This window comes from Mycobacterium arosiense ATCC BAA-1401 = DSM 45069 (assembly GCF_002086125.1).
Taxonomy (GTDB): Bacteria; Actinomycetota; Actinomycetes; order Mycobacteriales; family Mycobacteriaceae; genus Mycobacterium; species Mycobacterium arosiense.
This window is the reverse complement of the sequence record NZ_MVHG01000006.1, coordinates 47,422-59,117: the sequence shown is the minus strand read 5'-3', so window position 1 is coordinate 59,117 and position 11,696 is coordinate 47,422. Positions and strand designations below refer to the sequence as shown.

The window sequence follows — 11,696 nt, the reverse complement described above, 5'->3', positions numbered from 1 at the left end:
TCTCAAATGGCGAGAGTACGTTACCGGAGTATGCAAACGGTGCGTAGCTTCTGCCGTGTCTGCACCTCGGTCTGCGGCATCCTGGTCGACGTCGACGGCGACGAAGTGATCCGCGTCCGCGGTGATCAGGACCATCCCTTCTCGCACGGCTACACCTGCCCCAAGGGCCGGGCGCTGCCGCAGCTGCACCACCACCCGGATCGGCTCGAGCGTCCGCGGATGCGGGTGGACGGGCGGCTGCAGGACGCCACCTGGGATGCCTGCCTGACCGACTTGGGCAACCGGTTGAAGGAGATCATCGACCGGCACGGACCGGCGTCGGTCGCGTTCTACTTCTCCACCATGGAAAGCGCCGGCTTCCGGATGGCCGAGGCCCTGCATGCCGCCATCGGCACACCGGCCAAGCTCAGCCCGCTGACCATCGACGGCACCGCCAAACCCCTGGTCTCGGATCTGGTCGGCGGCTTCATGGGGTTGTCCGGCCGAACCGACCTGGACAACGCCGACTTTCTGTTGCTCGTCGGCGTCAATCCCGTCGTGTCCCATGGCCATGCGATCTCGATGCCCAACCCGACCGGCACGGTGCGCGAAATCGCCCGGCGCGGTCAGGTGTGGGTGCGGCGAAGCCCCGCTGCTCGGCTCGGCGCGCCCAGTCGGCGATCAAGGGCCCGGGCACGTGCGCGATAGGGCTGGGCAGTCCGATTCCTATGTGCATGGTGATCGCGAGCGCACCATGGACCGGCTACGGCCACCCGCTCAGTGACCGGCAGGCGGCAGAGATCCTCGCCGAGCGAACCGGCCTGGTGTCGCGCGCTCAACAGTGCTCGCCCACCGCCGAGGACCGCCCGATCTTCGAGGCGCTCGCCGAGGACGGCCGGACGTCACAAGCGAAACTTGCCGCACGCGCCGGCTGGTCGGTGGCACGAGTCGGCCGGCGAATCGCGGCACTGGAAGCCAGCGGTGCCCTGCTCTACGACGTAGACGTGTTACCGGAGCGACTCGGCCACCAGCTCAGCGCGATGCTGTGGCTGACGTTGGCGCCCCACGACATCCAACGAGTGGGTGAGCGTATCGCGGCGCGCCGCCGCATCGCCTTCGCCGGCGCCGTTAGTGGTACCAAAAACCTTGTGGCAATTGTCATCTGCCGAGATATCGACGATCTGTACCGGTATCTCGGCGAAGAACTCGGGCAGATCGAGGAAATTATCAGCTACGAGGTCAACATTCGCACGCAACGCCTCAAGCAACACGGATCGCTTGTGGCCCAAGGAAGACTGATCAATCCCAGACCACTGCGCACTCCGGGCCAAGCGGGTCATTAGCCTTAGTTTCCGTCCAACAGTCAGTCGCCCTCGAACACTTCATCCTCTTCGCTGTCAACGCTTTTCCGTCTGAAGGCGAGGAGTGCGGTGGAGGCCAGCAGCACGCCCGTGGCCGCGGCCTCGGCAATCAACGCGCCGGAGTTCAGCACTTGCCGGTCCGGCACCAGCGAAATTCCCATCTCGTTCTTGGTGTCGCCGGCCAGTACCGCCGGATACACCAGACACACGACGGCGGTGACGAAAGCGACGATCGCGCAGCCGCACGCGACGAGCCCCAGCGCGCGCACCCGCGCCGCGGCGAGGACCGCGGCGGCGGCCGCCAGCGAGGCGATCAACACGATCCATCCCGGCACGCTGTTTACCATGCCGGCGAGCAGATGGCCGTAGGTTTCGCCGTACTCGCCGATGTAGATGCCCAGGCCATTCCACCGAATGGGTAGTCCCAGCCTGCTGACGTCGACCCAGGGCAGCAGTGTCAATGCGGCTGATGCGATGGCCGCCACGACGGCCACAGCGGTAATCACCTTGGTACGCAGCATGTTTCCTTTCGATCGACCGGCCGGGACGAATCTCGCGCCGGCCACTCAGGGTAGCCGCGATAGCCCGACACGCATAGGGCGAGTCAACTGCGTGCAGCTGAGGGGTGGTGCTCGGTGAGCACCTGGCCGTGGGCGGCGCCACGGCGCTCGTGCTGGTCCTCGCGGTCATGGCGATGGCGGCGGCCACCGTCGCGCTGGGCCGCGGCCAGGCGATCGAAAACGCCGGCGCCGCGGGCGAGACACCCACCGCGCCGCCGGAGCGCGACGAGGATGCGCTGGCGGCGGTCGGGGCGAGGCGAGCCCGCGGGGCGGGCCTTACGCCAACTGATCCTGCGGTATCGGCACGGGCAGCGTGTTCGCCTTCGTGGTCATGTCTGCGCATTCGCCGTAGATGGTGATTGACCCCCCGGAATTCTGGACCGGCGAGTACGGATCGAACACCGCCGTAACGCCTTGTTTGCTCACCGCGGAGCCGTGCGTGCGGAAGTCTCCCGGCCCGCCCCAGCCGTGTTGTTTGAGGGTAGCGATCATCCGCTCGATCTCGGCTCGGGATGCGTCCAGGGTCGGCGCGTGGTCGTAGGCGATGCCGACGATTCCCCGGAAAGGCGCGACAGCCTGGTCGTTGCAGGAGTCGCGGCTGAAATGTGCCGAGACACCTTTGAGTCCGAGCGTGGTGGCGATCTCTCGCGCTGCATCGACCACTTGGGCCCTCGATTGTTCAGGAGTCATCGGGTTCGGCACTCCTTCGCTCAGATTCCTTATGCTGGAGCAGGATTGAAGCGCGAGGGTGACCACCCCCGCCGCGGCGAGGGCAAGCAACGAACGCCAGGTGGCGCCGCTGATTTCCCTTAAGGTGTTCATGGCTGTTTTCAATGGTAGTGGCCTCCTGTCGGGCGGCGAAGCGCCTCTGGGTCGAATTCGTCGGGGAGCCAGTAGGTGCCGCGGTGCTGTGCGGTCATGTTGTCGTGTTCGAGCGCACCACCGTGCCCGGATGCGATGTCGGCGATGCTGAACAACGATTCGTTCCCGGGTGTGAAGTAGGAGCTGTGGTCCTTCAGCGGGAAGGTCAGTCCTGGAGCTTCGGCCTTGAACCGTGTCGAACCCCAGCCTTCGACGGCCGGGTCGCTACCGAGGCCGACCGTGACGCCGGTCCCGGGCAGGTGTCCTTGGATGCCGCCGAGGTGGGTGATCGGGTCCGTGGATGCAGCGCCCACATAGACGTGTCCGCCTGCGGGAAGGTGGAAGTCACCGGCGTTGTGAGCAAGGTCGGTTCCCGGGCAGCCCACCAGGACAATGTCATTGGCGTGCATCCCGGATCCCGCCGCGGCATCGGCCACCGTGGTGGAGCCATAGGAGTGTCCGACCACGGTGACATGGGAGCCTCCCGGTTGATGAGTTACGCCGAGCGCGTCGACGTCTCCTGCCAGTAGGCCGCCTCCGTTTCTGGCGAGCGTCGTCTGCCCGATCTGGGGATCGATTGCGCTGTCGGGGGCGTGATATCCCATCCACACCAGGACCGAATTCAATCTGTTGGGATCGGCTCGTTGGGCTTCGTTGTAGACGTTTCGTCCGTCCGTGTGACTCAGATAGCCGTCGCGCACGCTGCTGCCCGTCCCCGGGACCAGCACCGTGGTGTTGTCGGCCTTGTCGGGGTTGCCGATGGCGATGGCTTCTCTGCCTCGACCGTCGAACGCTTCGGGATCGTAGGTCTGTAGAAACACCGGGTTTTTGCTGCCATCGGGGTTCGTACCGTTGGTCCTGAGACCGTCCTGCGTCTTGAGCGCGTTGTTGTAGCGGGTGATGGCTGATGGCGTCAGGCCGTACAGTTCCGGGTGTTGGGTCACCTGGTCAACGCCGACGTGGGCTCGGTCAGCGGCGGTTTGCACACGGGCGATGTCGTCATGCATCACGGCCTGGTTGGCCGTGTCTCGGTCGACGGTCTCAATGCCGTTGCGGTTTCCCAACTCTGACGGATGCTGCGCGAGCAACTGATCGCGTTGTTGCTGGCTCAGCGATTCCCACCACCGTTTGACGTCCTCGGGCTTGCTGCTCGGCGGCGGGATTTGAATCAGCTCGGGTCTGTCCTGCGCGTCTACCGGTGCGAGAGGCCTGGGATCATATCCGTCAGCGCGCAGATTTCCCAGCGAGTTCTGCAGCGTGGCCGAGTAGCCGTTGCGGGTCGAGTTCAGCTGATTGAGAGCATCTTTGGTGTCGTTGACGGCGGCCGCTTTGAGGGCATTGATGATCGCATGCAGTTCTTGCTGGCTTTGCGCGTCGGGGTGGTCACGCAGATCCTGTTCCGCCAAATCGATCAGATGGTCGAGCTGTTCCAATTGGGTTTCCAATTGGGCGATCTCGTGGGCTCCGGCCCGCTGCGCCTCGGCCAATGCGGCGGCGATGTTCTCCAAGTAGGCACCGATTTTGGGCAATTGCTCGGACTGCGCGCCAAGCGATTTGGCGGCGCGCTGCACCTGAGCGGCTTCGTTGATCGGGCTGGCGCCGTCCTGATGATTCCAGGCGGCGTTGAAGCGTTGCTGCGCCTGCGCGAAAGCGTGATCGGCCTCGGCGGTGTGCCGACCCGCCCCATGGAAGGCTTGCGCCAGACGTGCGATCTGGGCCGGGCTACCGGCCTGCAGGGTTCGGTTTATCGCCCACGGGTCGCCGCCGGCCGCCGCGATCAGCTCCGCGATGCTGAGATGCTTCAGCTGCATCGCATGCCCATGCCGGGCGGCGGTGACCGGTCGGCGATCCCCGCCGCGCACCGGTCGGGGCAGCGGGCGGCAGCGCGCCGCCAACCTCTGGCGATACGCATCGCCGCCCCTGCGCGCACGGCAGAAAGATTACCGCCGCGAGGTGGTCGAGCAATTCAGTTCAACGGCATCGGCCTGGTTTGACGGCCCTGCCGCCTCCCAACGCTGTCCCACTACCGTGATTAATCGGGGCGCCAAGGGATTTCGCCAAGCGGCGGGAAGAGCGAACCGCCATGAAAGCTCCACTTTCACCATGGTCTTGCGGCCGTCGTGGATGGGGAATCGCAGCGGGCGGTCCCACCGGGGGCGCGGCACAGGACACCCTCCCGGCGGACTTGGAGTTGGCGGAAGTACCGAGAGGGTGCCTGGCATTTGTCGACGGTGGTCACCTGGCCCGCGTATCACCTTCCACCACGAACAAGAGCCGATCAACGAAGGCGAGATCGTCGGCCAGCTTTTCGACCAGTTCGGCGGCGCGAGCCTGTCGGACACCGGCCAGGCGATCACGCGCGGACTCCGCCCACTCACGGGCACCGCTTACCGCGGTGCGGCATTCGCGCAGCGCACCGAGAGCGTCGGGAGAACCGGCCATGATCGCCCCCTGGCTGATGCTGTGGGGATGGATTCCCCCGAGCACGCCCGGCAACACCGGCTTCACCGAATCGTTACGACTTGTCTCGTATAAATTGCGCACGTGTCGCACAACCGGCACCCACGGCGAGCGTGAAAGAGGCACGGCACCGGTGAAAACTCTGGTGGCAGGTACAGGATTCGAACCTGTGAAGCTTTCGCGACGGATTTACAGTCCGCTCCCATTGGCCGCTCGGGCAACCTGCCGCCAGACAGGTTACAACGAGCGAGTAGACAAAGCACAAACGCCTATCACCGGATGAAGGGACGGAATGCATGGCGGACTCATCGTTCGACATCGTCAGCAAAGTGGATCGCCAGGAGGTCGACAACGCGCTCAACCAGGCCGCCAAGGAGCTGGCCACCCGCTTCGACTTTCGCGGCACCGACACCACGATCGCGTGGAAGGGTGACGAGGCTATCGAGCTGACCTCGTCCACCGAAGAACGCGTCAAGGCGGCCGTCGACGTCTTCAAAGAGAAGTTGATCCGCCGGGACATCTCGATGAAGGCGTTCGACGCCGGCGAACCGCAGGCCTCGGGCAAGACCTACAAGGTCAACGGCTCCCTCAAACAGGGCATTAGCAGCGAGAACGCCAAGAAGATCACCAAGCTGATCCGTGACGACGGCCCCAAGTCCGTCAAGACGCAGATCCAGGGCGACGAGATCCGGGTGACCAGCAAAAAGCGTGACGACCTGCAGGCCGTCCAAGCGCTGCTCAAGCAGGCCGACCTGGACGCGGCGCTGCAGTTCGTCAACTACCGCTGACCGGCGCGAGCCGCGTGGTGTGACGCGGCTTCGCGAGTTTCTGGCCCGACCAACCGGTGGGTCTCTAGGCTAGTGACCAGTCCCACAATTTCCAGCGAGGTTCGCGATGACCGTGACTCCCCAGCAAGCCGCCGATGGTGATGCGCCCGAGGCCGGGTACACCGACGTGATCATCGTCGGTGCCGGCATCTCCGGCATCGACGCGGCCTATCGGATCACCGAGCGCAATCCGCACCTGACGTACACCGTCCTGGAGCGGCGCGAGCAGATCGGCGGGACGTGGGACCTGTTTCGCTACCCCGGGGTGCGCTCGGACAGCAGCATCTTCACGCTGTCCTTCCCGTTCGAGCCGTGGACCCGAAAAGAGGGCGTGGCCGACGGCGTGCACATCCGCGAGTACCTGGCCGCCACCGCGCGCAAGTACGGCATCGACCGGCACATCCGGTTCAACAGCTACGTGCGCTCGGCCGACTGGGACTCCGCCACAGACACCTGGACGGTCACCGTCGAGCAGGACGGGGCGTGCAAGCTCTACCGCGGGCGCTTCCTGTTCTTCGGCAGCGGCTACTACAACTACGACGAGGGCTACACGCCGGACTTCCCGGGCATCGAAGTGTTCAACGGCACCGTGGTGCACCCCCAGCACTGGCCGGAAGACCTCGACTACACGGGCAAGAAGGTGGTGGTGATCGGCAGCGGGGCGACCGCGGTCACGCTGCTGCCCTCGTTGTCGGACCGGGCCGCCAAAGTCACCATGCTGCAGCGCTCGCCGACCTATCTCATTTCGGCGTCCAGGTACGGCACCGTCGCCGCCATCTCCCGAAGACTGTTGCCCCGCAAGCCCGCGCATCTCGTCGTGCGCATGTACAGCGCCCTGACCGAGGCGGTGTTCTTCGCGTTGTCGCGCAAGGCGCCGGGGTTCGTACGGTGGCTGCTGCGGCGCAAGGCGATCAACAGCCTGCCGGCCGGCTTCGACGTCGACACCCACTTCAAGCCGCGCTACAACCCGTGGGATCAGCGGATGTGCCTTATCCCCGACGCCGATCTGTACAACGCGATCACCGCGGGATCCGCCGAGGTGGTCACCGACCACATCGACCACTTCTATGCGACCGGCATCGCGCTCAAGTCCGGCGGACACCTCGACGCCGACATCATCGTCACCGCCACCGGCCTGCAGCTGCAGGGGCTGGGCGGGGCCGCGATCAGCCTGGACGGCAACGAGATCAAGACCAGCGACCGGTTCGTCTACAAAGCGCACATGCTCGAAGACGTGCCGAACCTGTTCTGGTGTGTGGGCTATACGAACGCGTCGTGGACGCTGCGGGCCGACATCACCGCCCGGGCGACCGCAAAACTGATGGAGCACATGGCCGCTCACGGCTACACCCATGCCGCCCCGCATCGCGGCAACGAGCCGATGGCCGAGAAGCCGTCGTGGGACATCAACGCCGGCTACGTGTTGCGCTCGGTGCACGCGCTGCCGAAGTCGGGCACCAAGCGGCCGTGGAACGTGCGGCAGAACTATCTGGCCGACGCCCTGGACTACCGGTTCGACCGGATCGAGGAGGCGATGGTGTTCGGCCGGGTCGGCGACCGGGCGCCGCTGGCGGGTTAGCCGAGCGAGAGTTCGTGAACTGCTACTAAATCGCAGGTGTCGGCAATACGCTGATCGCCATGGCATCTGACAAGCGCGAACCCAAAGTCGTTGTCCTCGGTGGCGGGTCCTGGGGCACCACCGTGGCGTCAATCTGCGCGCGTCGCGGCCCGACGCTGCAGTGGGTGCGCTCCGAAGAGACGGCCGCCGACATCAACGACAACCACCGCAACACCCGCTACCTCGGCAACGACGTTGTGCTCAGCGACACCCTGCGCGCCACCACCGACTTCGCCGAGGCGGCGAACTCCGCCGACGTCGTCGTGATGGGCGTTCCCTCGCACGGCTTTCGCGGGGTGCTGAGCGAGCTGGCCAAGGAACTGCGGCCGTGGGTGCCGGTGGTGTCGCTGGTCAAGGGGCTCGAGCAGGGCACCAACCTGCGGATGTCGCAGATCGTGGAGGAGACGCTGCCCGGTCACCCCGCCGGCATCCTGGCCGGGCCGAACATCGCACGCGAGGTCGGCGAGGGCTACGCCGCCGCGGCGGTGCTGGCGATGCCCGACCAGCATCTGGCGACCCGGCTGTCGGGCCTGTTCCGCACCCGGCGCTTCCGCGTGTACACCACCGACGATGTCATCGGGGTGGAGATGGCCGGGGCGCTGAAGAACGTCTATGCCATCTCGGTCGGAATGGGCTACTCGCTGGGGATCGGGGAGAACACCCGCGCGCTGGTGATCGCCCGCGCGCTGCGCGAGATGACCAAGCTGGGCGTCGCCCTGGGCGGCCATCCCGATACCTTCCCGGGCCTGGCCGGCCTGGGCGACCTCATCGTCACCTGTACCAGCCAGCGCAGCCGCAACCGGCACGTCGGTGAACAACTGGGGGCGGGCAAACCGATCGACGAGATCATCGCCTCGATGAACCAGGTCGCCGAGGGCGTCAAGGCCGCCAGCGTGATCATGGAGTTTGCCAACGAGTTCGGCCTCACCATGCCGATCGCCCGTGAGGTCGACGCCGTGATCAACCACGGCTCGTCGGTCGAGCAGGCCTACCGGGGGCTGATCGCCGAGGTTCCCGGCCATGAGGTGCACGGTTCCGGCTTCTGAACTGGTTGTTCGCGTCGGCGAATTCAAATCTTTGCGTTCTCTATGGGCACGGCCCGCCGGCTTGACCGGTCTTGGCCAGCACAATACCGTCGTTCTAGGCGGCCAGCGGTATCCGGCGCGATCACGCGGGTCAGCCCGGCGTAATCGTCTGTACGCCAGCGCGTTACGAAGAGGTAATGAGCGCAAGATGGGGCGGATATCGGAACATCCCCCGCAACTTTCGAACGAGGGACGCGACCGATGCACAACGTTGAGCAGTCGAGTGTTCAAACCCGTGAGAGCCGGCTGACCGAATCGCGCATCGATCGGTTGCGCGACGTCATCCGGCACGACCTACCGTCATCGCTCGTGGTTTTCCTTGTCGCGCTCCCGTTGTCGTTGGGTATCGCGATCGCTTCGGGCGCCCCGGTGCTCGCCGGCCTGATTGCCGCGATCGTCGGTGGCATCATCGTCGGTTCGCTGGGCGGATCCCCGCTGCAGGTCAGTGGTCCCGCGGCCGGCCTGACGGTCGTCGTCGCGGATCTGATCTCCGATTTCGGTTGGGGCATAACGTGTTTGATCACCGTCGCCGCTGGAGTAGTGCAGGTGCTGCTGGGGCTGAGCCGGGTGGCGCGTGCGGCCCTGGCGATCTCGCCGGTCGTGGTGCACGCCATGCTGGCCGGCATCGGCATCACGATCGCCCTGCAGCAGGCGCACGTGTTGCTCGGCGGGAAGTCCAAGAGCACGGCCTGGCACAACCTCATCGGCCTCCCGAGCCAGATCGCCGGTGCGCACCGTCCGGGGGTGATCCTGGGCGTGCTGGTGATCGTCATCCTGGTGGGCTGGCGATGGGTTTCCGCCAAACTGCGCCGCCTGCCGGGTCCCCTGGTCGCCATAGTGGCCGTGACGGTGATTTCGGTGGTCTTCGGATTCCAGGTGCGCCGGATCAACCTGGAGGGGTCTCCGCTGGACGCGCTGCGGTTGCCGGAGCTTCCCCACGGCAACTGGGGCGCGGTCGCGACCGGGGTGATCACCGTCGCACTCATCGCCAGCGTCGAGAGCCTGCTGTCGGCGGTGTCGGTCGACCGGATGCACAACGGGTTGCGCACCGATTTCAACCGTGAGTTGATCGGGCAGGGAACCGCCAACATCGCGTCGGGCGCCGTCGGCGGGTTACCGGTGACCGGCGTCATCGTCCGTAGTGCGACAAATGTCAACGCGGGCGCCAAGTCTCGCGCCTCGGCGATCATGCACGGCATCTGGATCCTGCTATTCAGCATCCCGTTCGCCGGGTTGGTCGAAGAGATCCCCACCGCCGCCCTCGCCGGTCTGCTCATCGTGATCGGCATTCAGCTGCTGAAGCCGGCTCACATCGAAACCGCAATGAAGCACGGCGATCTGGCGGTGTACGTCGTGACGGCCGTCAGCGTCATCTTCCTCAACCTGCTGCACGGCGTCATCATCGGGCTCGCGCTGGCCATCGCGCTGACCGGATGGCGCGTGATCCGGGCCAAGATCGAAGTCACGCCGACCGACGATGAATGGCGGGTGAGCATCGAGGGCGCGGCATGCACCTTCCTGGCGCTACCGAGCTTGACGCGGCTGCTGGCGTCGGTTCCGCAGGGCGCGACGGCGACGCTGACCGTTGCGGTCCACTACCTCGATCACGCCGCCCACCAGACGATCACCGACTGGCAGCGTCAGCACGAGGCGACGGGCGGGACGGTTCACATCCGGGGCGGGACCGACGTGGGCCGGCGCGGCGCGCACCAGTCGCTGGTCGAAGCCGACAGTCCTAACGCCGCAGCGTAATCGGATCTCCCACTGCCCGAGCCGGGGTCAGTCGATGTCGATACGGATGTGCAACCGCTTGCCGCAGACCTGCGCCAGCCGGTGCAGCTCGTCGACGCGGGGCACCTCGGTCCCGTTCTCCCACGCGGCGACGGTCGCGTGCGAAATACCGAGCGCCTCGGCCAGTTGGGCCTGCTTCATGCCCGCGCCGGCGCGTGTCTCGAAGATCAAGTCCGGCAGATCCAGGGCCAGCCCGGCCTCGTGAATATCGATTGAGTTGGATTCAGTCATCGCCAATCACCGTCCAACTCAGATGGTACGTGGGTGTGGGCCTACCGTCCGGCCATTTCCTCCAGTCGGCGGATGCGGTCCTCGATCGGCGGGTGCGTCGAAAACAACGACCCGATTCGCTCCCCCGCGCGGAACGGGTTGGCGATCATCAGGTGCGCCTGGCTGGCCAGCTGTGGCTCCGGCGGCAACGGGGCCGCCTGCACGCCACCGGATATCTTGCGCAGGGCCGACGCCAGGGCCAGCGGGTCACCGGTCAGCACCGCACCCGATTCGTCCGCCTGGTACTCACGTGACCGCGACACCGCCAACCGCACCACCGTCGCGGCGATGGGGCCCAACAACGAAACCAGCAGCAGTGCAAAGGGATTCTCGCCGTCACGGTCGTTACCGCCGAACATGCCGGCGAACATGGCCATGTTGGCCAGCGCGGTGATCACCGACGCCAGGGCGCCGGCGATGCACGAGATCAGGATGTCGCGGTTGTAGACGTGCGAAAGCTCGTGTCCCAATACGGCACGCAGCTCGCGCTCGGTGAGCATGCCCAGAATCCCGGTGGTACAGCAGACCGCCGCGTTGCGGGGATTGCGTCCGGTCGCGAATGCGTTGGGCGCGTTGGTGTCGCTGATGTACAGGCGGGGCATCGGCTGGTGCGCGGCGGTGGCCAGCTCCCGCACGATCCGGTACATGGCCGGCGCCTGCACCTCCGATACCGGCTGCGCGTGCATCGCCCGCAGCGCCAGTTTGTCGCTGTTGTAGTACGTGTAGACGTTCATCCCGATGGCGAACAGCACCGCGAGGAACATCGCGGTCCTGCCGAACAGCGAGCCGACGAACACGATCAACGCGGACATGCCAACCAACAACGCGAACGTCTTGAACGTGTTGTGATGCGGATGCCAGGTCATCGGTGTCTCCTCGGAACA

The 11,696-nt window shown here is 65.8% G+C and carries 11 protein-coding genes, 1 tRNA gene and 1 pseudogene; 6 read left to right on the top strand and 7 right to left on the bottom strand.

Annotated elements, in window-relative coordinates; translation table 11 throughout:
• Positions 1 to 30 precede the first annotated feature (30 nt).
• Together BST14_RS04565 and BST14_RS04560 are read left to right on the top strand one after the other, a co-directional pair.
• Positions 31 to 642: pseudogene (locus BST14_RS04565) on the top strand (molybdopterin-dependent oxidoreductase); the annotation flags it as partial.
• A 71-nt stretch (positions 643 to 713) separates the two neighbouring features.
• The gene (locus BST14_RS04560; protein WP_245845304.1) at positions 714 to 1,322 is read left to right on the top strand and encodes an Lrp/AsnC family transcriptional regulator; all 609 of its coding nucleotides are present in this window, start codon (positions 714 to 716) and stop codon (positions 1,320 to 1,322) included.
• A 20-nt stretch (positions 1,323 to 1,342) separates the two neighbouring features.
• Here BST14_RS04560 and BST14_RS04555 read toward each other — a convergent pair whose 3' ends face one another.
• The 5 genes from BST14_RS04555 to BST14_RS04530 form a co-directional block, all read right to left on the bottom strand.
• A complete protein-coding gene (locus BST14_RS04555; RefSeq protein WP_142279266.1) occupies positions 1,343 to 1,861 on the bottom strand; it encodes a hypothetical protein in 519 nt (172 codons plus the stop codon).
• Positions 1,862 to 2,176: 315 nt separating this feature from the next.
• The gene (locus BST14_RS04545; protein ID WP_497795572.1) at positions 2,177 to 2,722 is read right to left on the bottom strand and encodes a lipoprotein LppJ family protein; all 546 of its coding nucleotides are present in this window, start codon (positions 2,720 to 2,722) and stop codon (positions 2,177 to 2,179) included.
• Positions 2,723 to 2,730: 8 nt separating this feature from the next.
• Positions 2,731 to 4,572 (bottom strand): putative alpha/beta hydrolase, encoded by a 1,842-nt coding sequence (locus BST14_RS04540; RefSeq protein WP_083063396.1) that lies wholly within the window; start codon positions 4,570 to 4,572, stop codon positions 2,731 to 2,733.
• 424 nt (positions 4,573 to 4,996) lie between these two features.
• Positions 4,997 to 5,323, bottom strand: a complete 327-nt coding sequence (locus BST14_RS30735) for a hypothetical protein (RefSeq protein WP_245845300.1) — start codon at positions 5,321 to 5,323, stop codon at positions 4,997 to 4,999.
• Positions 5,324 to 5,364: 41 nt separating this feature from the next.
• Positions 5,365 to 5,448: transfer RNA gene (locus BST14_RS04530), tRNA-Tyr, on the bottom strand.
• Between the two features lie 69 nt (positions 5,449 to 5,517).
• Here BST14_RS04530 and BST14_RS04525 point away from each other — a divergent pair.
• The 4 genes from BST14_RS04525 (at position 5,518) to BST14_RS04510 (ending at position 10,503) form a co-directional block, all read left to right on the top strand.
• On the top strand, positions 5,518 to 6,009 hold the full coding sequence (locus BST14_RS04525; protein WP_083063395.1) for a YajQ family cyclic di-GMP-binding protein: 492 nt from the start codon (positions 5,518 to 5,520) through the stop codon (positions 6,007 to 6,009).
• A gap of 106 nt (positions 6,010 to 6,115) precedes the next feature.
• Positions 6,116 to 7,627: a flavin-containing monooxygenase gene (locus tag BST14_RS04520; RefSeq protein ID WP_083063394.1), complete on the top strand. Its 1,512-nt coding sequence runs from the start codon at positions 6,116 to 6,118 to the stop codon at positions 7,625 to 7,627.
• Positions 7,628 to 7,686: 59 nt separating this feature from the next.
• The gene (locus tag BST14_RS04515; protein ID WP_083063393.1) at positions 7,687 to 8,712 is read left to right on the top strand and encodes an NAD(P)H-dependent glycerol-3-phosphate dehydrogenase; all 1,026 of its coding nucleotides are present in this window, start codon (positions 7,687 to 7,689) and stop codon (positions 8,710 to 8,712) included.
• A 240-nt stretch (positions 8,713 to 8,952) separates the two neighbouring features.
• A complete protein-coding gene (locus BST14_RS04510) occupies positions 8,953 to 10,503 on the top strand; it encodes a SulP family inorganic anion transporter (protein ID WP_083063392.1) in 1,551 nt (516 codons plus the stop codon).
• 27 nt (positions 10,504 to 10,530) lie between these two features.
• On the opposite strand, the gene BST14_RS04505 is transcribed toward BST14_RS04510, so the two are convergent.
• On the bottom strand, positions 10,531 to 10,773 hold the full coding sequence (locus tag BST14_RS04505; RefSeq protein WP_083063391.1) for a helix-turn-helix transcriptional regulator: 243 nt from the start codon (positions 10,771 to 10,773) through the stop codon (positions 10,531 to 10,533).
• A gap of 41 nt (positions 10,774 to 10,814) precedes the next feature.
• Positions 10,815 to 11,678, bottom strand: coding sequence for a zinc metalloprotease HtpX (htpX, locus tag BST14_RS04500; RefSeq protein ID WP_083063390.1), 864 nt, complete (start codon positions 11,676 to 11,678; stop codon positions 10,815 to 10,817).
• Between the last annotated feature and the right edge of the window lie 18 nt (positions 11,679 to 11,696).

Coding starts and splice junctions, on each gene's coding strand:
- BST14_RS04540 (WP_083063396.1), bottom strand. CDS start 4,572: ATGCAGCTGAAGCATCTCAGCATCGCGGAGCTGATCGCGGCGGCCGGC.
- BST14_RS04555 (WP_142279266.1), bottom strand. CDS start 1,861: ATGCTGCGTACCAAGGTGATTACCGCTGTGGCCGTCGTGGCGGCCATC.
- BST14_RS04515 (WP_083063393.1), top strand. CDS start 7,687: ATGGCATCTGACAAGCGCGAACCCAAAGTCGTTGTCCTCGGTGGCGGG.
- BST14_RS04520 (WP_083063394.1), top strand. CDS start 6,116: ATGACCGTGACTCCCCAGCAAGCCGCCGATGGTGATGCGCCCGAGGCC.
- BST14_RS04545 (WP_497795572.1), bottom strand. CDS start 2,722: ATGAACACCTTAAGGGAAATCAGCGGCGCCACCTGGCGTTCGTTGCTT.
- BST14_RS04505 (WP_083063391.1), bottom strand. CDS start 10,773: ATGACTGAATCCAACTCAATCGATATTCACGAGGCCGGGCTGGCCCTG.
- BST14_RS04510 (WP_083063392.1), top strand. CDS start 8,953: ATGCACAACGTTGAGCAGTCGAGTGTTCAAACCCGTGAGAGCCGGCTG.
- BST14_RS04560 (WP_245845304.1), top strand. CDS start 714: ATGGTGATCGCGAGCGCACCATGGACCGGCTACGGCCACCCGCTCAGT.
- BST14_RS04525 (WP_083063395.1), top strand. CDS start 5,518: ATGGCGGACTCATCGTTCGACATCGTCAGCAAAGTGGATCGCCAGGAG.
- htpX (WP_083063390.1), bottom strand. CDS start 11,678: ATGACCTGGCATCCGCATCACAACACGTTCAAGACGTTCGCGTTGTTG.